This window comes from Nocardia yamanashiensis NBRC 100130, assembly GCF_001613325.1.
Lineage (GTDB): Bacteria > Actinomycetota > Actinomycetes > Mycobacteriales > Mycobacteriaceae > Nocardia > Nocardia yamanashiensis.
Genome location: NZ_BDCD01000023.1, coordinates 1 through 24,746, shown reverse-complemented (window position 1 = coordinate 24,746; position 24,746 = coordinate 1). Strand labels below are relative to the sequence as shown.

25 protein-coding genes are annotated in these 24,746 nt (G+C 68.0%); 9 read left to right on the top strand and 16 right to left on the bottom strand.

All coding sequences use genetic code 11. From position 1 onward, the window contains the following. Positions 1 to 19: 19 nt before the first annotated feature. The 3 genes from NY1_RS26890 to NY1_RS26880 are packed head-to-tail and all read right to left on the bottom strand — an operon-like array spanning position 20 to position 3,914. Entirely contained in the window at positions 20 to 856 is an 837-nt protein-coding gene (locus NY1_RS26890) for an alpha/beta hydrolase (RefSeq protein ID WP_067719568.1), read from the bottom strand. Between the two features lie 44 nt (positions 857 to 900). Continuing rightward, positions 901 to 2,262: a M20/M25/M40 family metallo-hydrolase gene (locus tag NY1_RS26885; RefSeq protein WP_067719156.1), complete on the bottom strand. Its 1,362-nt coding sequence runs from the start codon at positions 2,260 to 2,262 to the stop codon at positions 901 to 903. Continuing rightward, the gene (locus tag NY1_RS26880) at positions 2,262 to 3,914 is read right to left on the bottom strand and encodes a CocE/NonD family hydrolase (RefSeq protein WP_067719153.1); all 1,653 of its coding nucleotides are present in this window, start codon (positions 3,912 to 3,914) and stop codon (positions 2,262 to 2,264) included. The genes NY1_RS26885 and NY1_RS26880 overlap by 1 nt, the downstream gene beginning before the upstream one ends. A 177-nt stretch (positions 3,915 to 4,091) precedes the next feature. Here NY1_RS26880 and NY1_RS26875 point away from each other — a divergent pair, with 177 nt between their 5' ends. Continuing rightward, positions 4,092 to 6,173, top strand: coding sequence for a WD40 repeat domain-containing serine/threonine protein kinase (locus tag NY1_RS26875; RefSeq protein WP_067719151.1), 2,082 nt, complete (start codon positions 4,092 to 4,094; stop codon positions 6,171 to 6,173). Here the strand turns inward: NY1_RS26875 and NY1_RS26870 are convergent, their stop codons facing one another. After that, positions 6,174 to 7,088, bottom strand: a complete 915-nt coding sequence (locus NY1_RS26870; protein WP_067719148.1) for an oxygenase MpaB family protein — start codon at positions 7,086 to 7,088, stop codon at positions 6,174 to 6,176. It abuts the gene before it with no gap. Between the two features lie 99 nt (positions 7,089 to 7,187). Further along, entirely contained in the window at positions 7,188 to 7,505 is a 318-nt protein-coding gene (locus tag NY1_RS43165) for a hypothetical protein (protein WP_157762495.1), read from the bottom strand. A gap of 175 nt (positions 7,506 to 7,680) precedes the next feature. On the opposite strand from NY1_RS43165, the gene NY1_RS26865 reads away from it, so the two are divergent. Continuing rightward, complete coding sequence (locus NY1_RS26865; RefSeq protein WP_067719145.1) at positions 7,681 to 8,112, top strand: TY-Chap domain-containing protein; 432 nt, start codon at positions 7,681 to 7,683, stop codon at positions 8,110 to 8,112. Positions 8,113 to 8,114: 2 nt separating this feature from the next. On the opposite strand, the gene NY1_RS26860 is transcribed toward NY1_RS26865, so the two are convergent. The 3 genes from NY1_RS26860 to glnA all read right to left on the bottom strand — a co-directional run bounded on the left by NY1_RS26860 (position 8,115) and on the right by glnA (position 11,191). Continuing rightward, a complete protein-coding gene (locus tag NY1_RS26860; RefSeq protein WP_233434499.1) occupies positions 8,115 to 8,978 on the bottom strand; it encodes a tyrosine-protein phosphatase in 864 nt (287 codons plus the stop codon). A 246-nt stretch (positions 8,979 to 9,224) separates the two neighbouring features. After that, entirely contained in the window at positions 9,225 to 9,605 is a 381-nt protein-coding gene (locus NY1_RS26855; protein WP_157762494.1) for a hypothetical protein, read from the bottom strand. 149 nt (positions 9,606 to 9,754) lie between these two features. Then, positions 9,755 to 11,191 (bottom strand): type I glutamate--ammonia ligase, encoded by a 1,437-nt coding sequence (gene glnA, locus NY1_RS26850; protein WP_067719140.1) that lies wholly within the window; start codon positions 11,189 to 11,191, stop codon positions 9,755 to 9,757. A gap of 394 nt (positions 11,192 to 11,585) precedes the next feature. On the opposite strand from glnA, the gene NY1_RS26845 reads away from it, so the two are divergent. The 5 genes from NY1_RS26845 (at position 11,586) to NY1_RS26825 (ending at position 14,895) form a co-directional block, all read left to right on the top strand. Continuing rightward, the gene (locus NY1_RS26845; protein ID WP_067719137.1) at positions 11,586 to 12,116 is read left to right on the top strand and encodes an RDD family protein; all 531 of its coding nucleotides are present in this window, start codon (positions 11,586 to 11,588) and stop codon (positions 12,114 to 12,116) included. A 202-nt stretch (positions 12,117 to 12,318) separates the two neighbouring features. Continuing rightward, positions 12,319 to 13,194 carry an alpha/beta hydrolase gene (locus NY1_RS26840; protein WP_067719135.1) on the top strand — a complete coding sequence of 292 codons (876 nt, stop codon included), beginning with the start codon at positions 12,319 to 12,321 and terminating at the stop codon, positions 13,192 to 13,194. A 75-nt stretch (positions 13,195 to 13,269) separates the two neighbouring features. Then, entirely contained in the window at positions 13,270 to 13,869 is a 600-nt protein-coding gene (locus NY1_RS26835; protein WP_067719131.1) for a sulfite oxidase-like oxidoreductase, read from the top strand. Further along, entirely contained in the window at positions 13,869 to 14,588 is a 720-nt protein-coding gene (locus NY1_RS26830; RefSeq protein ID WP_067719128.1) for a ferredoxin reductase, read from the top strand. The genes NY1_RS26835 and NY1_RS26830 overlap by 1 nt, the downstream gene beginning before the upstream one ends. A gap of 4 nt (positions 14,589 to 14,592) precedes the next feature. Next, on the top strand, positions 14,593 to 14,895 hold the full coding sequence (locus tag NY1_RS26825; protein ID WP_067719125.1) for a DUF6510 family protein: 303 nt from the start codon (positions 14,593 to 14,595) through the stop codon (positions 14,893 to 14,895). 15 nt (positions 14,896 to 14,910) lie between these two features. Here NY1_RS26825 and NY1_RS26820 read toward each other — a convergent pair whose 3' ends face one another. Both NY1_RS26820 and NY1_RS26815 read right to left on the bottom strand, forming a co-directional pair. Next, positions 14,911 to 15,777, bottom strand: a complete 867-nt coding sequence (locus tag NY1_RS26820; RefSeq protein WP_067719123.1) for an alpha/beta fold hydrolase — start codon at positions 15,775 to 15,777, stop codon at positions 14,911 to 14,913. A gap of 330 nt (positions 15,778 to 16,107) precedes the next feature. Further along, complete coding sequence (locus NY1_RS26815) at positions 16,108 to 16,851, bottom strand: DUF4191 domain-containing protein (RefSeq protein WP_174567224.1); 744 nt, start codon at positions 16,849 to 16,851, stop codon at positions 16,108 to 16,110. Between the two features lie 443 nt (positions 16,852 to 17,294). Here NY1_RS26815 and NY1_RS26810 point away from each other — a divergent pair, with 443 nt between their 5' ends. Both NY1_RS26810 and NY1_RS26805 read left to right on the top strand, forming a co-directional pair. After that, positions 17,295 to 18,005: an HNH endonuclease family protein gene (locus NY1_RS26810; RefSeq protein ID WP_067719117.1), complete on the top strand. Its 711-nt coding sequence runs from the start codon at positions 17,295 to 17,297 to the stop codon at positions 18,003 to 18,005. A 28-nt stretch (positions 18,006 to 18,033) separates the two neighbouring features. Continuing rightward, positions 18,034 to 18,234 (top strand): excalibur calcium-binding domain-containing protein, encoded by a 201-nt coding sequence (locus tag NY1_RS26805; protein WP_233434498.1) that lies wholly within the window; start codon positions 18,034 to 18,036, stop codon positions 18,232 to 18,234. 8 nt (positions 18,235 to 18,242) lie between these two features. Here the strand turns inward: NY1_RS26805 and NY1_RS26800 are convergent, their stop codons facing one another. The 6 genes from NY1_RS26800 to sucB all read right to left on the bottom strand — a co-directional run. Further along, positions 18,243 to 20,438, bottom strand: a complete 2,196-nt coding sequence (locus NY1_RS26800; RefSeq protein ID WP_067719115.1) for an elongation factor G-like protein EF-G2 — start codon at positions 20,436 to 20,438, stop codon at positions 18,243 to 18,245. Between the two features lie 199 nt (positions 20,439 to 20,637). After that, the gene (gene lipA, locus NY1_RS26795; protein WP_067719561.1) at positions 20,638 to 21,678 is read right to left on the bottom strand and encodes a lipoyl synthase; all 1,041 of its coding nucleotides are present in this window, start codon (positions 21,676 to 21,678) and stop codon (positions 20,638 to 20,640) included. 22 nt (positions 21,679 to 21,700) lie between these two features. Next, positions 21,701 to 22,462 (bottom strand): lipoyl(octanoyl) transferase LipB, encoded by a 762-nt coding sequence (lipB, locus tag NY1_RS26790; protein ID WP_067719113.1) that lies wholly within the window; start codon positions 22,460 to 22,462, stop codon positions 21,701 to 21,703. Next, the gene (locus NY1_RS26785) at positions 22,459 to 22,971 is read right to left on the bottom strand and encodes a GNAT family N-acetyltransferase (RefSeq protein WP_067719558.1); all 513 of its coding nucleotides are present in this window, start codon (positions 22,969 to 22,971) and stop codon (positions 22,459 to 22,461) included. Before NY1_RS26785 ends, lipB begins: the two co-directional genes overlap by 4 nt. A 105-nt stretch (positions 22,972 to 23,076) precedes the next feature. Then, entirely contained in the window at positions 23,077 to 23,973 is an 897-nt protein-coding gene (locus tag NY1_RS26780; RefSeq protein WP_067719109.1) for a TIGR01777 family oxidoreductase, read from the bottom strand. Between the two features lie 10 nt (positions 23,974 to 23,983). Beyond that, positions 23,984 to 24,746: 2-oxoglutarate dehydrogenase, E2 component, dihydrolipoamide succinyltransferase (sucB, locus tag NY1_RS26775; protein WP_067719107.1), on the bottom strand; the 763-nt coding region annotated here is incomplete at its 5' end.

Below are 24,746 nucleotides of genomic sequence, written 5' to 3'. Positions count from 1 at the left end.
AGGACGGGCCCGGCCGGTTTCACGCGGGCAGGTGCGCTTCCAGCCAATTCACCAGATCGGTGAGCACCTTGTCCTGCTCGGGTTCGTTGTAGATCTCGTGGTAGAGCCCGTCGTAACGGATGACGGTCTTGTCCTGCGACGCCGCCCCCTGTTCGAACAGGTCCGCGCCCGCCGGATTGGCGAGCCCGTCGGCTTTGCCGTGCTGGACCAGCAGCGGCACCGTCAGCTTGTCCAGGTGCGTCTTGACGAACTCGCCCGCCTTCAGCATCTCGACCGCGGTCCGGGCCGGGACGCCGCCGTGATGCACCAGCGGGTCCTCGTCGTAGGCGCGCACCACCTCGGGGTCACGGCTGACCAGCTTCGAATCCAGTTTCACCACACCGAGATTCGGCAGCACCCGCGACAGCAGCGGGGCCACCGCGCGCTCCACCGCATTGCCGGCGTCGATCACCACGGCCGGTCCGGACAGCACCAGGCCGTCGATGTCGAGCGGCCCGCGCGTCGCCAGGTAGGCGCTGGTCAACCCGCCCATGCTGTGCCCGATCACGAACTTGGGCAGCCCCGGATGCCGCTCGCTCGCCAGCTTCAGCAGCGTGGTCACATTGTCGGCCGCGCCGTCCAGCGATCCGACATTCGCCCGCGCGCCCGCCGACCTACCGTGCCCGGTGTGATCGAGGGCGTACACCGCGAACCCGGCCTCGGTGAGCCGCTGCGCCACATGCGCGTACCGTCCCGAATGCTCCGCGTACCCGTGCACGATCACCGCCAGCGCTCGCGGTTCGCCGTCCGGCAGCCAGCCCTGCCAGAAGATCTTGCCGCCCGCACCCTGGAATTCGCCGGTCTCGTTCCGGGTCATCATCGCTCCTCTCGGTGGGAATCCTTCGCAACCATCATCATCCTTCAGCCGGCGGCGAGCCGGTCGAGAAGGCGGCGGTTGAAGGTGATGAGGCGGGCGTAATTGAGCCGGGAGATGCGCTCGTCGGTGCCGTGAATGCGGTCCAGGTCGGCGGCGGTGAGGATGATCGGGGCGAAATTGCAGCGGGTTTCGGCGAGATCGTCGTAGTAGCGGGCGTCGGTGGCGCCGGGTACGAGCCCGACCGTGACCGCGATGCCGGGCACCACTTCGCGGGCCAGTTCGGCGATGAGATCGAAGTCGGGGCCGGCGGCGGGCGCGGGCGAGGGTTCGGAGGTGATGCCGGTGAGCTCGCACGCCACCTGATCGTCGCGAATGATGCGGCGGCAGTGCGCGAGCACATCGGCCACCGAATCGCCGGGGAGGATACGGAAATTCACGAAGGCCTCGGCCCGCTGCGGCAGCACATTCGATTTCACGCCGCCGTGGAAGACGGTCGGCGCGGTGGTGGTGCGTACCAGCGCCTCGGTCTGCGGCCGGGCCGCCAGGATCCGCGTCACGGCCGGACCCGCGAGCCGCGCCATGCCGAGCAGGGTGCGGCGCGGTTCGGACATGAATCCGCGCAGCCGCGTGAGCATGTCGACGGTCACCGGCGTCAGCCGCAGCGGGAACGGATGATCCTGCACCCGCGCCACCGCGCGCGCCAGCCGCCCGACCGCCGTCTGCTTACCCGGCATGGACGAATGCCCGCCCGGATCGGAGACCGAGAGCCGGACGGTGGCGAAACCCTTCTCGCCCACCATGATGGTGGCCACCGGCTGGTCGATGCCGTCCGCGACGCCGGTGGTGATCACCCCGCCCTCGTCGAGCAGCAGCCCGGTCCGGATCCCGGCTTCCCGCAGCTTGCGCGCCATCGACTGCGCGCCGCGGACGCCGTTCACCTCCTCGTCGTGCCCGAACGCCAGATACACGGTCTCCCGGGGCCGCACGCCGTCGCGCAGCGCCGACTCCACCGCCTCGAGAATCGCGACGACCCGGCTCTTGTCGTCGATCGCGCCACGGCCCCAGATGAATTCGTCGTCCACCACGCCCGCGAACGGCGGATGCGTCCAGCCGCTCACATCGTCCACCGGGACCACGTCCATATGCGCCAGCAGCAGCGCCGACACTCGTTCCGGCGCGGTACTGCCCGGCCAGCGATAGAGCCGGCTGTGCCCGAAGGTCTCCAGTTCGAGCTCGGCGTGCACGAGCGGGAAGCTCTGCTCCAGGAACGCCACGAAGCGGTCGAACTCGGCCGTATCGGTCTCGGCCGGATCCTCACGGGAGATGGTCACGCAGCGTAGGGCCGCGGCCAGCCGCTCGGCGGTGGCATCGTCCACCAGCTGGGGTGCGGGCGTGGTAGCGGTCATCAGGAGCCGGTCCGGGCCGGGAAGTCGACGGTCACCCTTGCATTGTTCAGCAGATCCGGCGGCAGGGTGGCCGACTTCTCGGCGCGCCACTTGCCGACACCCTCGGTGGGGCCGCCCGGCAGGTCCGGGGTGCGGGTCGCGGTGAGCAGCGGCAACCGGACCTGTGCAGCACGGACGGTCACCTTGGAGAAGGTGGGCGTATGCGACCAGACGTCGTCGATCACGTCGGTGATGCGGAAGCCGATGCGATGCCCGGCCTCGATCGGCCAATCCTGCGCCAGCATACGGATTTCGGTGGTCGCGGAGACGGGGGCGATACCGCGGGTGATGACCGTGGAGCGGCCGTCCGGCGCGATATCGGACACCTCGACGGCGACCGTGGCCTGCGGCGAACCGTCCAGGGTGAGGGTGGCGGTGGCCGTGCCGGACAGATGCTGCGCGGTGGGCAGCGGCTGGCTGATCGACCACAGCTCGCGATCCGCGCCGGCGAACAGGCCGCGGTCGGTGTACTCGCCGGTGCGCAGCTCGGCGGTCACCATGGCCGAATCGGCGGGCGGCCATTGGGTTTCCGAACGCCAGCGGCCATCGGACTGGCTGACCGTGATGCGCGGGCCCGGCACGGTCACGTTCTTGCCCGCCACGTGCCGGTCGAAGAAGGCCAGCAGCTCGCCGTCGAAATTGGTGACGCCGCATTTGTCGTGGCAGGTGCGGTGCCCCCACTGCCCGAACCAGGCGTGATGCTCGCCGGGGCCGAGCCCGTTCCACAGCTGGAAGACCCGATCGGCCTTGGTGTTGTAGTCGGTGAAACCCTGGCCCAGGAACAACGGGATGGTATTGCCCCGCAGGCGGCGCACCAGATCCCGGTCCTGCCAGAACTCGGTGCCGCCGTCGTGATTGGTGGTGTTCGCGAAATACTGTGCGTAGCAGGCGGAATCGATGGTGGTGGCGTTCAGCTGGTATTCGGCCGAATCCTCCCAGTGCGCGGGCGTGGACGCGATGAGCAGATGCTCGAGCCCCGCCAGATCACCCGGCCGCACCCCGGACTCGGTGACCGGCTTGCCCGAGAACTTCCAGGCCACGCCCTGCATGTACAGGTAGGAGTACGGGTCCACCACCGGTTCGAACGCGCCCACCGCGGCCAGCCCGGCCGGCTGCTCCGTCAAGCCCATCAGCCCGGTCCAGGCCTCGTACGACACCCCGAACAGGCCGACCTTGCCGGTCGACCAGGATTGGCCCGCCGCCCATTCCACCGCGGTCTTCACATCCGAGCGTTCGCCCGGGCCGCCGAAATCGGGGCAGCCGTTGGAGCCGCCGAAGCCGCGCAGGTCGACGATCACATAGGTGTAGCCGGCATCGAGGAAGGTCTGGGCTTCCAGATTGTCGGTGGACGGGCCGCCCTTCACACGCGGATCGGTGAGGTACGCCAGGTGCGCGCGGTACGGGCTGACCGTCATGATCACCGGCGTGCGCTGATCGTCGGCGAGACCCTTGGGGCGCAGCACATCCGCGTGCAGGCGCGTCCCGTCCGGTGCGGTGATGTACTCCTGCTTCCACTGATAACCCGCCTCGGCTTTCGCCCCGCCCGCCGGCACCACGACCGCACCCACCACCAGCAGCAGGCCGACCAGCGCCCGCCACAACACCATCCGCATACGCACAGCATGACCTTGGTCGGTGAGCGGTTCTCACACCAGCCCCATGAACCGGGGGACCGCCGCGCCCGGTGACCGTGACACCGCTCCCGCCCGATGCCGTGCGGGAGCGGTAGCATTGCCGCTCACGAGATTCGATGGATACCGCCGGTGGGGGCGGGGAGGCGGGGGACACCGGTGGCGCTCGAGCCCGGATCGCTGTTCGCCGGCTACACCGTGATCGCGCACGCGGGCTCCGGCGGCATGGGCGCGGTGTATCGGATGCGGCATCCGCGGCTGGGCGTCGATGTCGCGGTGAAGGTGCTGGCCGCCAATGTGGGCAGCGATCCCAGGACGCGCGCCCGCTTCGAACGCGAAGCCAGGCTGACCGCCGCGCTGCGGCATCCGAATATCGTCGGCATCCAGGACTGCGGCACCGAGGGCGAGAACCCGTGGATCGCCATGGATTTCATCGACGGCCCGGACGCCGGCCGGCTACTCGAGGAAGGCCCGCTTCCCGTCCCGCGCGCGCTCGAAATCATCCGGCAGGCCGCGGCCGGACTCGACCACGCGCACGCCAACGGCATCCTGCACCGCGACGTCAAACCCGCGAACCTGCTGATCACCGACCGCCCCGGCGGCCTGCACGTGCACATCGGCGACTTCGGCATCGCCCGCGGTTTCGACGACACCGTCACCGTCACCGGAGCCACCCGCGCCACCCTCGCCTACGCACCCCCGGAACAGATCGACGGCAAGCCCGTGGATCAGCGCGCCGATGTCTATGCCCTCGGCTGCACCCTCTTTCACCTGCTCGCCGGGGAGATTCCGTTTCCCGCCCCCACCGTCTACGCCCTCATGCACGCGCACTTCACCACCCCGCCCCCACTCCTGACGACCCGGCGCCCCGACCTACCCGCCGGGGTGGACGAGGTGATCGCGACCGCCCTCGCCAAGAATCCAGCCGACCGCTACCCCAGCTGCGGAGCCCTCGCCGCCGCGGCGGCGGCCGCGCTCGGTACGGCTGCCGCGGCGGCGTCCGGCGCAGCAGCTCCCTCCGACCCCGCTGGCGAGCCGCAACAGGGCCGAGTCTTCTCGGCCGCCTCGGTACACGGGTCCACCGGTGACGACCTGGCAGTGGCGAATCCGGCCGACCTGCTCGGCTCGACCGGACCCACGGAGATGCTTCCAGCCGTCGTGCGGGTGCACGAACCGGACACCGAAATCGTGGCGGGGGCGAATCCGGCCTCGGGTGGGGCCGGGACGCGGGCGCGGCGCGCAGCGGTGGAGTTGGCCGGGCATTGGGGGAAGGTGCGGGCGATCGCGTTCAGCCCGAGCGGCGCTCGGGTGGCGACCGGTGGGGAGGACGGGGCCGTGCGCATCTGGGACGCGCGGACCGGCGCGGCGATCGGGGACGCGCTGCCCGGGCCGGCGAACGCGGTGTGCGGGCTGGCGTTCGCGCCGGATGCGACCGTGCTCGCCGCGACCGGCTGGGATCGCCTTGTGCGGCTGTGGGATACGGGTACCGGGGAGGCGCTGGGGGAGCCGTTCGAGGTGGGGAGCCGGCGCGCGTGGCCGGAGTTCGGGCCGGACGGCGGGGTGCTGATCGTGTCGGATCGGCAGGGGGCCGGGGTGCGGAATCTCGGGCGCGGGCAGGCGTTTCCGGAGATCGCGTTCGGCAGTGTGCGCGCGGTGGCGGCCGATCCGGACGGGGAGGTGTTCGCGGTGGTGAGCACCGCGGGTGCGCTGGAGTTGTACGCCGCCTCGGGGGAGCGGCTGTGGGTGCCGCGGCAGGTGGCGCGGCCCGACACGGATCTGGTGCGGTTCGCGCCGGACGGCAGCGCGCTGCTCGCCGTCACCCGGTACGGGGCGTACCTGTGGGATCACCGGAGTGCGCTGCGCAAGCGCACCGCCCGGGCGCTCGTCGAATTGCCCATGGACATGGTGGGTTTCGCGGCCGCCGACTTCGCGCCGGACGGCACGCGCTTCGCGGTCGCCAATCACGACCGGGTGCTGGTGCGGGATATGCGCGCCGGGGAAACCCTGCAATTCCCGCTGCCCGCCGACGGCAGCGGGGTGCGGGCGGTCGCGTTCAGCGCGGACGGCGCGCTGCTGGCCATCACCACGCGAAAGGACCTGCGGCTCTGGGATATCGACGCCCGCCGCCAGTTGCACACCCGCAAGTGGTCGCCGCCCGTCGCGTTCAGCCCGGACGGCGCCACCGTCGCCATCGCACAGCAGGATCGGGTGCTGCTGTGCGATATTCGCGAACTGCGCTGACTACACCGGACGCAGGTTGATGATCTTGCGCAGCCGGGCGCGGTCGCGCTCCAGCTTGCGCGCCTCGTACGCGATGGGGAAGTAGCGCACCCGCTCCGGCAGCATCGGCACGGTGCGGCCGATCATCCAGCCCAGGGCGCGCAGCGTGCGTTCGTCCTTCGCGGTCCATTCCAGATCCAGCTTGCGCCGGATCACCTCCGGCGTGGTGCCGACGGTGAAGAAGTACTGCAACCGCCCGACCGGCATGGTCGCCGCCCGCCACACCGGATGCAGCGCGTGCGGAACCTGCTTGGGCGGGGCGATGTTCCGGATCACCTTCAGGTAGTCGTCGGCGACATTCGTGGGCACCAGATGGTTCTCGATCTGATCCTCGAACCACGGCACCCATTCGGCGTAACTGGCCGGAATCTCTTTGGGCGCCACCATGAAATTGCGCATCAGCTGCACGACTTCCTGGTAATACGACTCCTTCTCCGCCTCGGTGAGCGGATCACTGGAGAAGTACTTGTTGCCCTCGGTGAACGCGAAGATCGCGGTGTGTAGCACCCACGCCCACGGCCCGGACGACAGCGCCCGATGCTTCACGCCGTGGGCGTCGGTGCTGTTGAGCGTGGCATGCATCTTCCGCAGCCGATCGGCTTCGGCCAGCGCCTCGTCGCCGCCGTAGATCCACATCATGACCGAGGCGATGCTGCGCGCGGCGCGGCCCAGGGCATCGGTGCGGAAGGTCGAATGCTCGTCCACCACGGCCGCGATGCTCGGTTCCATGGTCTGCAACAGGAACGCCGACCCGGCGGTGAGCGAGAAGGTGATCAGCCCGGTGTCCTCCCACATGCGCGTACCCGGGCGGAAGGGCCGGCGTTCGGGCCGAGTTCCCCGGTCCGCGGGCTCGTGCGGTGCGACGGCGGCGGTCATGGTGATCTCCTTTGACCACTAACTGCCGGCGCGCCGAGCACCGACAGGATGAGAGGAATACTTCCCAAGTCTCTCATCTTGTCGCCCGGGTGGCAACCGTCACCGGAGGAATACCGTAAATGCGGGCGCTGGAATCTTGCGTCCGCGCTGGTCCGTGCGGTGATATTCACGAGAGGTTAACCAGCGCAGCGCATCCGGTTGGAAGAATAGGCGACCGGAGGCGATGAAAACACGAACGAGGAGTGCGGTTTGAACGCGATGGCGGTGGTTGTGCATCCTCGGTCCGGTGCGGTATTCGCCGGTGCGCGAAGCCAATTCCGGAAATTCCTGGCTCGCCATACGCTCACGGCCCAGGAGCGGGCCGAACGCCTGGCCGGCTATACGCCGATCGGAATCCTCGGTCCCGCCGCGATTCACCGGCGGTAGCCGAACATTCGAGAGCCGCGGCCGTACCAGTCGACACGGCCGCGGCTCTCGTCGTCGGCAGGATGTTTTCGCAGCCGTCCGAGTTCCCTCAATCTTTCGGTGACCCAGACGATTTGACGGCGTATGATCGGCCTCGATGGGCACCCGGGGGCAAAGCGAGCAACCAGTGACAACCGAATGGGACGCCTTCGTGCAAGCGTTGGCGCGCTGCTTGGCGCATCTGCCCTCCCGAGCCACCCTGATCATCGCCGCCACCGGAAATCGCTACGTACAATTCCAGCAGTTCGATATCCGGCTCTCCGCCGAACTCACCGGCAATTACTATCTGGCCGAACCGATTACCGAATCCGCCGCCCAGCTGCTGCGTGATTCGGGCTGGTCCGCGCCGGTCCTGCAACGCGAAATCGAGAACTGGCGGCAGACCATGCTGTGGCCGATACCGCTGAGCGGGCTCCAGGATTTCGCTCGCTCGGTGGCGATCGGCCTGCACGACGCGCTCGGCGTCGGGTCACCGGACGAACTGCGCGCCACCGGCTGGTCGGAACCCTCCAGCGATATCGACCTGAGCGCCCTGGGCGCCATGGTCCGCCGCGGCTGAGGTCAGCTCACCAAGTTCTTCCGCAGCTTCAGGATGGTCGCGCCGTCCAGGCCGAGACCGTTGGTCAGGAACTTCCCGAAGTCGCCGTACTTCTGCGTCACCTGGTCCACCGCGATATCCAGGTACGCCTCACGCACCTCCTGCAACGGAATCAGCAGATCCGGATTCTGCATGATCCCGCCCTGCTTCAATTGCGCCCGCAGCGCCGCGTCCGCCGCCGCCCGGTACTCGTTCGACTTCAGATAGTCCTGGCGCGCAATCGATTCCGGCACCCCGACGGCCCGCAGCACCACATACGCCGTCCACCCCGTCCGGTCCTTACCGGCCGTGCAATGGAACAGCGTCACGGTGCCGGTATTGGCCAAATCCTTGACCGTCTGCCCGAACTTCGCCATCGCGTCCGCGGTGAAGAAATTGCGGTACATATCGCCCATGATCTGCTCGGCTTTGCCGTCCCCCAGCAGTTCCTGCTGCTTTACCGGATCCTTGGACTGAATCGCCTGATACATCTTGGCGAACATCCCGCCGTCCTCGATGGCCCTGGACACCAACGGAACTCCGGCCGGCAGCCGATCCGCGCCCAATCCCGCGATCTCGGCCTGGGTCCGGTAATCCACCACCGACTGAATCTTCAACGTCCCGAGCTTCGCCACATCCGCATCGGTCAGTTTTCCGAGCGCATCAGCCCGAATCACCTTTCCCGACTTGGTGGTAGCCCCGTCGTAGGTCCGAAACCCGCCCATATCGCGAACATTCACCGCCCCCTGCAAAACGATCTGACCACCGCTCGCCCCCGCGACCGCGGCCTCCGGTTCGGCCTGCGCCACCGCCCCACCCCCGAACAATCCGGCAGCGACCAGCGCCAAAGAAACCAGCGAAACATTAATACGTACAATGGAATTGATTCTCACGGCCGCGACGCTAGGGGTGCTTACGCCTCCCCGAGCCGCAACCGGGCACCCCGCCCACTCACCGAAACCCCCACCCCGCCCACCGGGATCCCCACTGGCCCGCGCCACCCCCACCCGTTTGGATGCCCTGCTCCCCGTGAAAAGACCGCAGCCCCACCTGCCCTCGGCAGATGAGGCCGCACCCGAAGCGTGCTGTCAGTTCTACGACCGGAACGGCTGGCAACCGATGTTCGTCGCCCCGTTCGGCCCGACCTCCCCGTCGTACGCCTGCAGATTCACAACCCGCCCACCCTTGTCGAACGTGGCCAGGAAAATCGAGTTCTCCTCGTCCCATTCCGCGGTGGTCAGTTCGGCGTCACCCAGCTCGGCGATCCACGGATCGGCCTTGTGCCCGTTCGGCGCCCCCATGGCGGCCAGCACCGTCTCCTTCGCGTCCCCGACCTTCAGCCCGCACCAGACGCCGGGCAACTTCGCCTCGGCGTGCGCGATCCCACCGCCGACCACAGCCGAAACCAGCAAGGCGGGAAGCGTTCCCACCACAGCCGTACCGAGACCGCGGCCCACCGATCGGCGCAGAGTCATTGATTTCCCTTCTGAGCAAAGCGTTTCCAACCGGCCAAATCTATAGCAAGGACGGGCTTTTCGGACCGGGAGAAGCCCGGGGAAAAGGGCGAAGCCCCACCCGCCATTGGCGGATGGGGCTTCACGAGAACGCTTGGCGCTTCGGCGATTTAGACGTCGAAGTACAGCTCGAACTCGTAGGGGTGCGGGCGCAGGTTGACCGGGGCGATTTCCTGGGTGCGCTTGATGTCGATCCAGGTCTCGATCAGGTCCTCGGTGAACACGCCACCCTCGGTGAGGTAGTCGTGGTCTTCCTCGAGGCGGTCGATGACCGACGCGAGGGAGGTGGGGGCCTGCGGGATGTTCTTGGCCTCCTCGGGCGGCAGCTCGTAGAGGTCCTTGTCGACCGGAGCCAGCGGCTCGATCTTCTTCTTGATGCCGTCGATGCCGGCCATCAGCATGGCGGCGAAGGCCAGGTACGGGTTACCCGAGGAGTCCGGCGCGCGGAACTCGATGCGCTTGGCCTTCGGGTTGGAACCGGTCACCGGGATACGCACGGCAGCCGAGCGGTTGCGCTGCGAGTACACCAGGTTGATGGGGGCCTCGTAGCCCGGCACCAGACGGTGGTAGGAGTTCACGGTCGGGTTGGTGAACGCCAGCAGCGACGGGGCGTGGTGCAGGATGCCGCCGATGTAGTGACGCGCCAGATCCGACAGGCCCGCGTAGCCGGCCTCGTCGTGGAACAGCGGCTTGCCGTCCTTCCACAGCGACTGGTGGGCGTGCATGCCCGAGCCGTTGTCGCCGAACAGCGGCTTCGGCATGAAGGTAACGGTCTTACCCTCCTGCCACGCGGTGTTCTTCACGATGTACTTGAACAGCTGCAGGTCGTCAGCGGCGCCCAGCAGGGTGTTGAAGCGGTAGTTGATCTCGGCCTGACCGGCGGTGCCGACCTCGTGGTGGCCGCGCTCCAGCTCGAAGCCCGCGTTCTGCAGGTTGGTCGAGATCTTGTCGCGCAGGTCGACGTAGTGGTCGTACGGGGCGACGGGGAAGTAGCCACCCTTGTTGCGAACCTTGTAGCCACGGTTCGGGGTGCCGTCCGCGTTGTACTCCGCGCCGGTGTTCCAGGAGCCGGAGATCGAATCGATCTCGTAGAAGGCACCGTTCATCGCCGAGTCGTAGCGGATCGAGTCGAAGATGTAGAACTCGGCCTCGGCACCGAAGTAGCAGGTGTCGGCGATGCCGGTGGAACGCAGGTAGTCCTCGGCCTTGCGCGCGATGTTGCGCGGGTCGCGGGAGTACGCCTCGCGGGTGAACGGGTCGTGCACGAAGAAGTTCAGGTTCAGGGTCTTCGCGGCACGGAAGGGGTCGATCCGGGCGGTGCTGAAGTCGGGCAGCAGCAGCATGTCCGACTCGTCGATCGACTGGAAGCCGCGGACGGACGAACCGTCGAACGCCAGGCCCTCTTCGGCGAGATCAGCGGTGAACGCCTTCGCCGGGATCGAGAAGTGCTGCTGCACACCGGGGAGGTCGGTGAACCGAACGTCGACGTATTCGACCTCCTCCTCCTTGATGTACTTGATGACCTCGTCGGCCGTGCTGAACGCCACTTAGTACTCCTTACGGATCGGTTCCCAGCCACTGTTGACTGCATGGGTTCACTGCGACCAGACGGTATGGACGCGGTGTTTCCCTGCAATCAAGGCTGTGTTTCGCCAGTGTTACACGTACTGCTGGCCGGGGGTTCGGCGGTGCCCCCGGGTTGGCGGAGCCGCCGCGGCAGTCGTCGAGCAATGCGTGACCAGCACCGACATCCTGCCACCCACCTGCGCCTCGACAGCGCTAAGACTCCGAAAAGATAGGGGTCTTGCCGTGTGTCGGCCACCGGTGGTGACAATCCTCACGAACCGGGCAGCTGCCCGGTTACCCGGTAACTCTAGCGTTGCTACACATATACGGAATGCCGGTCCGAGCGCTCCGGCGGCGGCGCTTAAGCTGGAACCCATGGCACGCATCACCGGCTCGTGGTTGTCCGGACCGAACGCCGAATCCGGAGACGGCACACCCGGTGACTATCAGGGCAAGGATCTCGGCCTGCCGCCGTCCGGCGTCGGCGCACTGGCCCCCATGACCCGGCGCATACTGGCGTTCCTGGCCGACTGGTTCATCTCGATGGGCTTGGCCGCCATCATCGTCCGGCCCGACCCGGCCGAGCGCATCGCGCAGCTGGACATCCCGGCAGGCCAGAACCCGCCCTCCAATTTCGAGGCCGTGGTGAGCGCGCTCTCCACCCCGACCCTGCTGGTCTGGTTCGTGCTGGGCATCGTCGCCGTCACCCTCTTCGGCTTCACCCCGGGTCAGTACTTCCTGCGCCTGCGCGTCTCCCGCGTGGATGCCGACGCCCCCGTCGGTTTCATCCGCGCCCTGGTGCGCCAGCTCATCATTCTCTTCGTGGTGCCCGCCCTGTTCACCGACGGCGACGGCCGCGGCATGCACGATCGCGCCACCGGCACCGCCCTCACCTACAGCCGCTGATTCGAGCGCGATTTCGTTCCATCTGATCCGAAACCGTGGCGTTCGGATGTTCCTGCCGGTAACAGTGGGAAAGTATGAGGCGAGATGTAGCCGAACGTTCACCGCTTGTTGCTTTCGATCGGTATGGTGGCGGCCGTCTGTCGCGAAACTGCCCTGAACTGGGCTCGCGGCAGATTGCTGTTGTTGTGCTGATGGAGGATCGATGGGAGAGGGCTACCGGAAGTTCAGCCGGCGCTCGCTGTTCGCCACCACGGGTCTACTGGGGTTGGCCGCCGCCGGAGCTACGGTGAGCGCGGGCGTGAACGCGGCGCCCGGCGAGGTGCACCGTGAGCTGAAGGCCGTCTTCGGCATCGATCCGGCGATCAGATCCGAGCGGGTGTACTCGGCCGCGCGCGGGCGCGAGGTGAACATCGTCACCATCCTGCCGCCCGGCGTTCCCACCGAGGGCCTGCCCATGTCGCTGCTGCTGCACGGCCTGCACGGCAATGCCCACGATGCCGCGGTCGGCGGCCTGGCCGAGGTGCTCGCCGCGGGCGTCGCGACCCGCCTGGTCCGCCCGTTCGGCTTCCTCGCCGTGGACGGCGGCGACAACTATTGGCATCCACGGCAATCCGACGACCCGATGGGCATGCTGCTCGACGAGGCCCCGCAATGGCTGGCCGCGCGCGGTCTCGGCGGCCCGGGCGGTCAGCCCTTCGCCTGCACCGGCGTTTCCATGGGCGGCTTCGGCGCACTGCTGTATTCGCGTCGCCGCCACGAACGCGGCCGCCCCACCAATGCCACCGCCGCCATCTCGCCCGGCCTGATCACCAACTGGCCGGAGATGAGCAAGCGCAATGCCTTCACCAGCGCCGACGAGTGGGCCGGCCTGGACCCGCTGCGCAATATCGACAAGATGGGCCCGGCCCCGACCGGCGTCTGGGTGGGCGACGGCGACAAGTTCATCCAGGGCTGCCGCCAGTTCATGAGCACCGCTCCGCTGGAGATCGCCCGCGTCACGCCCGGCGGTCACACCGAAGAGTATTGGCGCACTATCACTCCCGACGTGGTCGGATTCCTCGGCCGCCACGTCGGCTGATCGTCCGTTTCGTCCGGGTGGTCCGGCGTACGCTGATTCCTGGTCTGCCACCGCCCGTCCGGAAGGAGCGATCGCGTGAGTACCTTCTCACCCGGTTTCCAAGGCCGTCCCCGGTCCACCAGTGATCGCACGCCGCCCGGCCAGTACCTGGTCGACGATTGGCCGGTGCTGTCGGCGGGCCCGACGCCCAAGGTCGATCTCGATCGCTGGCAGTTCACCATCACCAACGAGACCGGTCGCTCCTACAGCTGGAGCTGGCCGCAGCTCATGTCGCTGCCGCAGTCGCGCCCGCACGTGGACATCCACTGTGTGACCCGCTGGTCCAAGCTCGACACCGACTGGCAGGGCGTCTCCCTGGACGAGCTGTTCGAAAACGTCGAAACCCAAGCCGAATACGCGCTCGTCTCCAGTTACGGCGGTTACACCACCAACCTCCCGCTGGAGGATCTGCTCGACGGCCAAGCCTGGATCGTGCACACCTTCGGCGGCCAGGACCTGACGCCCGAGCACGGCGGCCCGGCCCGGCTGCTGGTGCCGCATCTGTACTTCTGGAAATCGGCCAAGTGGGTCAAGAGCATTCGCCTGCTGGACTTCGACGAGCCCGGATTCTGGGAGGCCGCGGGCTATCACAGCTACGGCGATCCCTGGCGCGAGCAGCGCTACCAGGGCGACTGATGCGCTGGCAGGCAGCCGAACTGGTCGCCGACCGGTTCGAGACCCCCACCGCGCGCACCCTGGTGCTGCGCGTCCCCGGCTGGCCCGGTCATAAGCCCGGCCAGCACTTGGATGTCCGCCTCACCGCTCCGGACGGCTATCGCGCCTCCCGCAGCTACTCTCTGGCCGCACCCGCCGACGGCGATCGCATCGAATTGACCGTGCAGCGCGTGGCCGACGGCGAGGTCTCCGGTTATCTGGTCGATGCCCTGCCCATCGGCGCGCAGATCGAGGTGCGCGGCCCGGTCGGCGGCTGGTTCGTCTGGACCCCGGAGACCGGCGGCGCGGCCGTACTGATCGCGGGCGGCTCCGGCATCGTGCCCTTGGCGGCCATGCTGCGCGCCCGCCGGAAGTCCGGTGATACCAACCCGTTCCGGCTCATCTACTCGGTGCGCACCCCGGATGAGCTCTACTACCGCGACGAACTGGCGGAATGGCGCGATGCGGGTGTGGACGTATTCGTCGCCTACACCCGCACCGCGCCGGCGAGCGATCCGCGCACACCCGCTCGCCTGCGCGCCGACGAGATCGCCGCGCATGTCCTGCCCCCGTCGCCGGATGTCACCTGCTACGTCTGCGGCCCGACGCCCTTCGTCGAATTCACCGCGAACGCACTGGTTTCCGCCGGTCACGATCCGGCCCTGATCAGAACCGAACGCTTCGGACCGACCGGAAAGTAGCGCCATGCCGATCCCGTACACCTACGCGTCGGACGCCGCCGAGGGCGCACACCTCGACGGAAACGCCCTGGGCGGAATGCTTTCCGAGATCTTCGCCGCCGACCCGACCGGATTCGCCTGCCGCTGCGGTGGCTGCGGCCTGGTCGAACCGGTCGCCCGCGCGCTCGTCTACACGAACTGCCCGGGCGTGGTGGCGCGCTGTGCCCACTGCACGGCGGTGCTGATCCAGATCGCCGATACCCCGGGCGGCAGGCGCGTCACCTTCGCCGCGGGCTTCTCCCTGCACTTCCCGCCCGCCGCGGAGTAGGAGAACCTCCCGGTCTCAGCCGAGCTTGCGGCCGAGGAATTCGAGGATGAGCGCGGCGATTTCGTCGCCGTGCGTTTCCAGGGCGAAGTGGCCCGCGTTCAGCAGATGCAGTTCCGCGTCGGGCAGGTCGCGCAGGTAGGCGCGAGCGCCGTCGGCCCCGAAGATCTCGTCGTGCTCGCCCCAGGTGATCAGGGTCGGCACCCGGTACTCGGCGAAGTACTTCTGGAACGCCGGGTAGCCGTCCAGGTTGAGCTTGTAGTCGGCGAACAGCTGCAACTGGATCTCTTTGTTGCCCGGCCGATCCAGGTAGTGCTGATCCAGGGTCCAGGTGTCCGGGCTGACCCGGTCGAGGCGGTCCGCCGGAACGCCATGGGTGTACTGCCATTTCGTGGCGTCGAGCTCGAGCAGCTTGCGCACCTCGGGCTCATGGGTGGCGCGATCGTTGGCGTGCGCGAACAGCACCTCCCAGAACGGGGTGAAGCCTTCGAGATACGCATTGCCGGACTGGGTGATCAGCGCGGTGACGCGATCGGGATTGCGTGAGGCGATGCGCAGGCCGATGGGCGCGCCGTAGTCCTGGATGTAGAGCGCGAACTTGTCCAGCCCGAGGGTGTCGAGCAGTTCGAGGGTGATCTCGGTGAGTTTCTCGAAGCTGTAGTCGAATTCGTCGACCCGCGGCATGGCGGACTGCCCGAACCCGATGTGGTCGGGCGCGATCACGTGATAGTCCGCGGCCAGCGCCGGGATGAGATTGCGGAACATGGCCGAGCTGGTCGGAAACCCGTGCAGCAGTACGACCGTCGGCTTAGCGGGATCACCGGCCTCGCGGTAGAAGACATCCTGGCCCTGGATCTGCACGGTGTGGTGGTGAACGGCGCTCATGGTCTCGGTCCTATCGTCCGTCCGGTCAGACTCTCTAACCGGCTATCGATATATAGAAGGTTAGACCCGCTCGGATCATTCCCACTCCGCCGAACTTTTTTCGCGAATTTTCCAGGCATCCAGCCAAATACGCTCCGACCTGCCCGAATGTCGCTGCAACGCAAACCGGCCCGCACCCGGATGGGGTGCGGGCCGGTTTGCGCCGCTGGTTTCGGCGCGGGTCGGGCGCGGGCTGTGCGAAAAGCACGAGGCCCGCGTCCCAGTGGACGCGGGCCTCGCGATGTCAGGGGGGTTCGGGGGCGAAGCCCCCGAGAGTCCCGAGCGTCGGGTTTACCGGCGGCGCATGCTGCGCTGTACGCCGCGCATCTTCGCCCCGGCGGGCAGCGGGCCCTTCGGCAGCGCGGGACCGCCGCGGGTGGCGAGCGCCGAGAGCCGGCCCTCGATCAGATCCATCCGCTTGGCGTCGATATTGCGCGGCAGCTTGGTCAGGTACCGCTGCAGATCCTTGATCGCGACCTGATCGCCCTCGTTGCCGATCACGATGTCGTAGATCGGGGTATCGCCGACCAGCCGCGACACCTTCTTCTTCTCCTGCGCCAGCAGCGACTTCACCCGGGACGGCGAACCCTCGGCCACCAGGATCACACCCGGCAGGCCGATCACCCGGTGCACCGCGTCGAGCTGGGTGGTGGCCGCCACACCCGGCGTCACCCGCCACTTGCCCTGCAGGTTGTCCAGCACCCAGGCCGCCGCGCCCGCCTGGCCCTCGGCCTTGGCGTACACGTTCTTCTGCACCCGGCGCCCGAAGATGATGAACGCGGCCAGTGCGCCCAGCAGCAGACCGATCGGCAGCAGGAACCACTGCAATCCGAAAATGAACCCGATCACCAGGAACACCACGGTCACGCCGACGAGGGCGGCGGCCATCAACGGCAGCAGCGCCTTGTCTTCCTTGCGCTGCATCTGGAACGCCTGCCACAACTGCTGGCGACGTTCCTTGGACGCCTGCTTGCGCTGGGCCTTCGCCGCGGCCTTCGCTTCCTTCGACGGGTTCCCGCCCTTACCTGCTGCCATGCCGTCCAGAATAGTGGCCGGGTACCGCGCGTTCGCGACTGGACCGGCCGGTTCGCGTAGTCCGGGTCACCGGCCCCTCCCGATCCCGCTCACCGGGATGCCCTGGAGCCAGACCACTCGGTCTCCTGGAAAGAATAGGAACCGGCGGGCGCTCCGCTCGGTCATGGCGCGCCCGCCCCTCTCATCCGGCTGTCCCGCCGCCCCCGTTATCCCGGCACGCGCTCGGCCCGGATCCACGCCCGTGCGCACCCGGCTTGTCGAGCACCCGCCGCGACCGGAGTCACAGGTCTCGCCGTCGTCGGCGTACCCCTTTGCCGCCGACCGCTTTTCAACGCGCGAGCAGCTCCATCGCCCCCGGCATGGCACCGCCGTGCTTGGTCAAGCGCGCTCTAATCTGCTGTTCTGGAACCACTTACGTGACCTGACGAAGGGGCTGCGCGAGAATGCCGGCACGGAACAAGAGAACAGCACGCTCTACCCGACTAGCCCTGGCGGCGCTCCTCACCACCTTCGCGCTGGCGGGGTGCACGGACGCCGCCGCTCGCACCACCGAGGGCAGCGCAGTGTCCGGTCCGACGCTGTCGATCGCGGATGCCCGCGTGGCCGTCGAATCCTTGACGGTGAAGGGCCGTGCGCCCAAAACCGGCTACGCGCGCAGCGAATTCGGTGAGAGCTGGACCGATGACGTGGATGTGGCGGGCGGCCACAACGGCTGCGACACCCGCAACGACATCCTGGCCCGCGATCTGACCGCGGTGACCTTCAAGCCGGGCACCCACGACTGCGTGGTGCTCACCGGCGAACTGGCCGACCCCTATACGGGCAAGGTCATCGACTTCACCCGGGGCCAAGGCACTTCCACCGCCGTCCAGATCGATCACGTGGTCGCCCTGTCCGACGCCTGGCAGAAGGGCGCGCAACAACTCACCGCTCGCGAGCGCACCAATCTGGCCAACGACCCCAGAAACCTGCTCGCCGTGGACGGCCCGGCCAATCAGCAGAAGAGCGACAGCGACGCCGCCTCGTGGCTGCCGTCCAACAAGTCGTTTCGCTGCACGTACGTCAGCAAGCAGGTAGAAGTGAAAGCCGCCTACAACCTGTGGGTGACGCAGGGGGAGAAGGACGCCATGATCCGCGTTCTCGACGCCTGCTGAGTTCGGAACACCAAGAGAGAGTTCGATAGTGAAGAAGTTCGCGATCCTGTTCGCCGTGCCCGCCATCGCCGTGACCGCCCTGGTCGCCGGTGCGCAGACCGCCTCCGCCGACGTCTACTACAAGAACTGCGCGGAGGCGCGTGCGGCGGGCGCGGCCCCGATCCTGAAGGGCGAGCCGGGCTATCGCGCCGGTCTGGATCGCGACAACGACGGCATCGCCTGCGAGTAGACGCCGGATCAGCCGCCGCCCTTGCTCTTGGCCTGGATAGTGTCCGCGAGCTGGGGCGGCATGGCTTCGTGACGGGCGTAGGCGCGGGTGAAACTGGCCGCGCCGTGCGCCAGGGAACGTAGGTCCACCGCGTAGCGGCTCAGTTCCAGTTCGGGCACCTCGGCGCGAATCGCGGTGCGGCCCAAGCCGACCGGTTCGGTGCCGAGGACGCGGCCGCGGCGGCTGGACAGGTCGCCGAGGATGGGGCCCACGTAGCTGTCGGAAACCACCACCAGCACTTCGGAAATGGGTTCCAGCAGGCTGATACGGGCGGCGGTGGCGGCCTCGCGCAGGGCCAGGGCGCCGGCCATCTGGAAGGCGGCGTCGGAGGAATCCACCGAGTGGGCCTTGCCTTCGAAGAGGGTCACGCGCACGTCCACCAGCGGATATCCGGCGGCTACGCCGCGTGCGGCCTGGGCGCGCACGCCCTTCTCCACCGACGGAATGAATTGGCGCGGAACGACTCCGCCCACCACCTTGTCCACGAATTCGATGCCGGACCCTTCCGGCAGCGGAGCGACCTCGATCTCGCAGATGGCGTACTGCCCGTGCCCGCCGGACTGTTTGACGTGCCGCCCGCGCCCGGTCGCCCCGGTCGCGAAGGTCTCACGCAGCGCCACCAGATGCTCGATCACGTCCACCTGCACCCCGAACCGATTCCGCAGGCGTTCCAGCGCCACATCGCGGTGCGCTTCGCCCAGGCACCACAGCACCAGCTGATGGGTGTCGGGATTCTGCTCCAGCCGCACCGTCGGATCCTCGGCCACCAACCGCGACAGCCCCTGCGACAGCTTGTCCTCATCGGCCTTGCTGTGCGCCTTGATAGCCACCGGCAGCAGCGGATCCGGCATCGACCAGGGCTCGATCAACAGCGGAGAGTCCTTGGCGGACAGCGTATCCCCGGTCTCGGCGTGCGCGAGCTTGGTGACGCACACGATATCCCCGGCGATGGCCTGCCCCAGCGGCCGCTGCTGCTTCCCGAACGGCGCCGACACCGCCCCGATGCGCTCGTCGGAATCATGATTGTCGGTCTCGGCCGGCCCGTGCCCGCACACGTGCACGGTGTCGTCGGCGTTCAACGTCCCGGAGAACATGCGCACCAGCGACAATCGCCCCACGTACGGATCCGACGCGGTCCGGATGACTTCCGCTGCGAGGGGCGCTTTCGGATCGCAGCACAGCGGCGCGCTCTTGCCGCCCGCCCCGGTCGCCGACAGCGGATGCTCTGCGGGCGTGGGAAATCCGCCGGTGATCAGATCCAGGATCTCCACCGTCCCCAGCCCCTGCCGCGCCCCTTCCGGCGGCGGCGCGGCGATCAGCACCGGATGAAAACTCCCGCGCGCCACCGCCTTCTCCAGATCCGGCACCAGCGTCTCGAGGTCGATCTCCTCGCCGCCGATGTACCGCTCCATGAGGGTCTCGTCCTCGCTTTCCGCGATGATCCCCTCGATGAGCCGATTCCTGGCCTCCTCCAGCTGTTCCCGCTGTTCCTCGGAGGCCGGCGTCTCCACCCGCTCCCCGGTCGCGTAGTCGTAGACGTGCTGGGTGAGCAGGTCGATCAGCCCGATCACCGGCCGGTGCCCGTCGGCCCCTTTCGCCCCGTACACCGGAAGATGCAGGGGCAGTATGCTTTCCGACCGCCCGCCGCCCAGGATCTCCCGGCAGGTCTCGGTCATCTCCTCGAAATCGGCGCGCGCGGTATCCAAATGGGTGAGCACGATGGCCCGCGGCATGCCCACATACGCGCATTCTTCCCACAACGCCAGGGTCGCCCCGCTCACGCCCTCCACGCCGGCGGCGGCCGAGAGCACGAAAAGGGCCGCATCCGCTGCGCGCAGACCGGCCCTGAGTTCCCCGACGAAATCCGCGTATCCGGGAGTGTCGAGGAGGTTGATCTTCCTGCCGTCCCACCCCATCGGCACCACCGACAATTGCACCGACCGATGTTGTCGCTGCTCGATATCGTCGTAATCCGAGACCGAGGTCCCGTCTTCCACCCGCCCTGCCCGGGGCACCACCCCGGTCGCGACCGCGAGGGCCTCCACCAGCGTGGTCTTGCCGGATCCGCTGTGCCCGACCAGCACCACATTGCGTATGTCATCCGGCCGCTCGGCCGTGATTACCCTGCCGTTGACGCCGCTCGACGTCGCTGTTCGCTCGACCATTTGGCTCGCTCCGGGGTCGATTCTGCGGGTCTCTCAACCTTCCCACCGCGCACCCGATCACGTCCACGATTCGGCCGAGTTGGCGTTTACCGGCATTTCGGCCGCGCGCTCACCAGCGGATGCGTCCCGGAATACGAATGCGGCCCGGACTCGAAAGTCCGGGCCGCATTCGATATCGATATTCAGGAGCCGTAGCGTTTCAGGAGCCGTAGCGCGCGAGCACGCTGGTGGCCTCCTGCGAGGCGGTGCCCTCATCGGCGAGGTGCGCCATCTCCGGCGCGATCTCCCGCCCGTGGTGCCGCATGGCCTGCGCGTAGAGCCGGCCCGCGCGGTAGGAGGAGCGGACCAGCGGCCCGGCCATCACCCCGGCGAAGCCCATTTCCTCGGCGGCCTTGGAGTGCTCGACGAATTCCTCCGGCTTCACCCAGCGATCGACCGGGTGATGCAGCGGCGACGGCCGCAGGTACTGGGTGATGGTGAGGATGTCGCAGCCCGCGTCGTGCAGATCCTGCATGGCCTGGGTGACCTCGTCGAAGGTCTCGCCCATGCCGAGAATCAGATTGGACTTGGTGACCAGCCCGGCCTCGCGCGCCGCGGTGATGACCGCGAGGGACCGCTCGTACCGGAACGCCGGCCGGATGCGCTTGAACACCCGCGGCACCGTCTCGAGATTGTGCGCCAGCACCTCCGGCCGCGACCCGAACACCTCGGCCAGCTGCTCGGGCACCGCGTTGAAGTCGGGGATCAGCAGTTCCACGCCGGTGTGCGGATTGATCCGCTTGATGGCCCGCACGGTCTCCGCGTACAGCCACGCGCCGCCGTCCTCGAGATCGTCGCGCGCGACGCCGGTGATGGTGGAGTAGCGCAGCCCCATGGCCTGCACGCTCTCGGCCACGCGGCGCGGCTCGTCACGATCGAGCGCGGCGGGTTTGCCGGTGTCGATCTGGCAGAAGTCGCAGCGGCGGGTGCACTGTTCACCGCCGATGAGGAAGGTGGCCTCGCGGTCTTCCCAGCATTCGAAGATATTGGGACAGCCCGCTTCTTCGCAGACCGTGTGCAGCCCTTCGCGTTTCACCAGGCCCTTGAGTTCGGTGTACTCGGGGCCCATGGTGGCGCGGGTGCGAATCCACTTGGGTTTGCGCTCGATCGGGGTCTCGGCGTTACGAGCCTCGATGCGGAGCAGTTTCCGGCCGTTGGGTGCGGACGGATTGTTCGATGCCGGGGTATCGACGGAGGTCACTTTGTCCACCCTACGCTCGTGATCATTCGGCCTTGGCGGGCACCGGTGCGGCGACCGGGGCGGTGCGCGGAAGTACGTGCTCGGTGACGGGGAGGTCGCCGTTCAAGGCATTCGTGATGGCTTCGGCCAGCAGCGGGCGCACCTCGTCGACGGTGACGTCGCGGCCCAGTTCGCGGGTCAGCGTGGTGACCCCGGCATCGCGAATCCCGCACGGCACGATGGCATTGAAGCCATCGAGGGAGGAATTGCAGTTCAGCGAGACCCCGTGCATGGCGACCCCGCGCTGCACGCGCACGCCGATGGCGGCGACCTTGCGCTCGGGCAGGAATTCGCTCGCGGCCACCCAGACGCCGGAGCGCCCGTCCACCCGCCCGGTCTCCAGACCCAGCTGCGCGCACACGTGAATGAGCGCTTCTTCCAGCCGCCGAACGTATTTCACGACGTCCACGGGTTCGGCCAGCCGGACGATGGGATAACCCACCAATTGCCCCGGTCCGTGCCAGGTGATCTTCCCACCGCGATCGACCTCGACGACCGGACTGCCGTCCATGGGCAGATCCTGCGCTTCGGTCCGCCGCCCGGCGGTGAAGACGAACGGATGCTCCAGCAGCAGCAGGCGATCCTGCCCGATGCCCTCCGCCCGTTCGGCGGCGATGGCGCGCTGCCGGTCCCAGGCGTCGTTGTAGTCGATCAGGCCCAGTTCCTCCACCAGCAGGGGAGTGCTGTCGAAACGGGCCGAGGTGGTGGCCGATGTGCTCGGAACGGCGGTAGTGCTCTCGCTCACGACGTCGACGCTACGCCATCGCGGAAGACGATCTGCATGAGCGTCAGATCCATCCAGCGATCGAACTTGAAACCGACCTCCGGCATTTGCCCCACGATGGCGAAGCCGAACTTCTCGTGCAGCGCGATGGAGGTGGTGTTGGACGATTCGATGGCGGCGATCATGGTATGCACGCCGCCTTGTCGCGCCCGGTCGATGAGTTCCCGCATGAGCGTGGTGGCCACCCCGCGGCGGTGGAACCGATCGGCCACGTACACCGAATTCTCCACGGCGAAGCGGTATCCCACCTTCGGCCGGAACTGCCCGTAGCTGGCGTATCCGGCGACCGCGCCGTCGATCTCGGCGACCAGGATGGGGCAGCCGGCGGCGGTGCGGGCGTCGAACCAGGCCTGGCGCTCGCTCAGATCGGCGGGCTCGATATCCCAGATGGCGGTGGTCTCGGCGATGGCGAGATTGTGGATCGCCAGGATCTCCGGCAGATCGCTCACCCGCGCGTCGCGAACCAGCAGTTCGGCGCGAACCGGAACGGACGATTGGTTGGTCACGGGTTCCACGCTATCCGCGCACCCGGTGTGACCTGTGTCGCGCCCGTTAATCCTTGCCGACGGTGGCGTTCAATCCTTGCCGACCGTGGCATTGAGGGCCGCGCCGATGGTCGGATGCTGGAACTGATACCCGGCTTCCTCGAGCACCGTCGGAATCGCCCTGGGGCCGTGCAGGATTCCCTCGTCCGCGAATTCCCCGACCGCCAGCTTCAGCGCGAACGCGGGCACGGCCAGGGGCGTGGGGCGATGCAGCGCCCGCCCGATCGCCCGCGTGAATTCGGCATTGGTGACCGGCGCGGGCCCGACCATATTGACCGGCCCGGAAATCCCGGATCGGGTGAGCGCGAAGACGATTGCGCCGACCTCGTCATCGATGGAGATCCACGGCACGTACTGGCGCCCGTTGCCGAGCCGCCCGCCGAGCCCGAGATAGTAGAGGGGATAGAGCATCCCCAGCATGCCGCCGTGCCGTGACAGCACCACCGCGGAGCGCAACAGCACCGTGCGCACCCCCGCGTCGGCGGCCGGTTGCGTGGCGGCTTCCCAATCCACGCACAATCCCGCCAGGAAACCCGTTCCGGCGGGCGAACTCTCGTCGACCACGCGATCCCCGCCGCTGCCGCCGTAGTAGTGCACGCCGCTGGCGTTCACCAGCGTCGGCACGCCCGCGGCGGCGACGGCGGAGGCGATCACATCGGTCGGGATGATCCGGCTGTCCCGCAGCTCCTGCTTGTAGCTGCCGTTCCAGCGCCGGCGCCCGATCGACGCACCGCACAGGTTCACGACGGCGTCGGCCCCGTGCAGTGCGCGCAGATCGAGGTTCTCGCGGGCCGGGTCCCAGGTGAATTCGTCCCGGGCGTGCACGGGACGGCGCACCAGACGGGTGACTTCGTGCCCGTCGCGGCGCAGTGCCGCGACGAGCGCCGTCCCGATCAGCCCGGACGACCCGGCGACCACGACCTTCATGTGCGAGTGCCTACAGGCCGAGGTCGCCCTCGAAAGCCGCTTCCTCCAGCCGGTGACGGATGGTGGTCAGGAAGCGGCCCGCGTCGGCGCCGTCGATGAGGCGGTGATCGTAGGTCAGCGGCAGGTAGGCCATCGAGCGGATGCCGATGTACTCGTTGCCGTCGTCGGTGATCACCATGGGGCGCTTGACGATCGCACCCGTGCCGAGCATGGCCGCCTGCGGCGGAACCAGGATCGGGGTGTCGAACAGCGCGCCCTGCGAACCGATGTTCGTCACCGTGAAGGTGCCGCCCGAGAGCTCGTCCGGCTTCAGCCCGCCGTTGCGCGCCCGGTTGGCGATATCGGCGATGGCGCGCGCCAGCCCGGCCAGCGACAGGTCGTTGGCGTTGTGGATGACCGGCGAGAGCAGACCCTGATCGGTGTCGACCGCGATGCCCAGGTTGACCACCGAGTGGTAGGTGATCTCCTTGGTGTCCTCGTTGTACGAGGCGTTCACGTTCGGGTGCGTCGCCAGGGCCTCGATGGCGGCCTTGGCGAAGAACGGGAGGAACGTGATGTTGACGCCCTCGCGCTGCTTGAAGGCGGCCTTCGCGCGGTTGCGCAGGGCGGCCACCTTGGTCATGTCGACCTCGTGCACCTGGGTCAGCTGCGCGGTGGTCTGCAGCGATTCGCGGGTCTTGGTCGCGGTGATCTGCCGGATGCGGCTGGCCTTCTGGACCGTGCCGGGCAGATGCGCCAGCGACGGACGCGGAGCCGGGGCAGCGGCGGCGGGC

Coding starts and splice junctions, on each gene's coding strand:
- NY1_RS26840 (WP_067719135.1), top strand. CDS start 12,319: ATGGGAGAGGGCTACCGGAAGTTCAGCCGGCGCTCGCTGTTCGCCACC.
- NY1_RS26890 (WP_067719568.1), bottom strand. CDS start 856: ATGACCCGGAACGAGACCGGCGAATTCCAGGGTGCGGGCGGCAAGATC.
- NY1_RS26810 (WP_067719117.1), top strand. CDS start 17,295: ATGCCGGCACGGAACAAGAGAACAGCACGCTCTACCCGACTAGCCCTG.
- NY1_RS26800 (WP_067719115.1), bottom strand. CDS start 20,438: ATGGTCGAGCGAACAGCGACGTCGAGCGGCGTCAACGGCAGGGTAATC.
- NY1_RS26845 (WP_067719137.1), top strand. CDS start 11,586: ATGGCACGCATCACCGGCTCGTGGTTGTCCGGACCGAACGCCGAATCC.
- NY1_RS26885 (WP_067719156.1), bottom strand. CDS start 2,262: ATGACCGCTACCACGCCCGCACCCCAGCTGGTGGACGATGCCACCGCC.
- NY1_RS26880 (WP_067719153.1), bottom strand. CDS start 3,914: ATGCGGATGGTGTTGTGGCGGGCGCTGGTCGGCCTGCTGCTGGTGGTG.
- NY1_RS26815 (WP_174567224.1), bottom strand. CDS start 16,851: ATGGCAGCAGGTAAGGGCGGGAACCCGTCGAAGGAAGCGAAGGCCGCG.
- NY1_RS26855 (WP_157762494.1), bottom strand. CDS start 9,605: ATGACTCTGCGCCGATCGGTGGGCCGCGGTCTCGGTACGGCTGTGGTG.
- NY1_RS26870 (WP_067719148.1), bottom strand. CDS start 7,088: ATGACCGCCGCCGTCGCACCGCACGAGCCCGCGGACCGGGGAACTCGG.
- NY1_RS26820 (WP_067719123.1), bottom strand. CDS start 15,777: ATGAGCGCCGTTCACCACCACACCGTGCAGATCCAGGGCCAGGATGTC.
- NY1_RS26825 (WP_067719125.1), top strand. CDS start 14,593: ATGCCGATCCCGTACACCTACGCGTCGGACGCCGCCGAGGGCGCACAC.
- NY1_RS26780 (WP_067719109.1), bottom strand. CDS start 23,973: ATGAAGGTCGTGGTCGCCGGGTCGTCCGGGCTGATCGGGACGGCGCTC.
- NY1_RS26830 (WP_067719128.1), top strand. CDS start 13,869: ATGCGCTGGCAGGCAGCCGAACTGGTCGCCGACCGGTTCGAGACCCCC.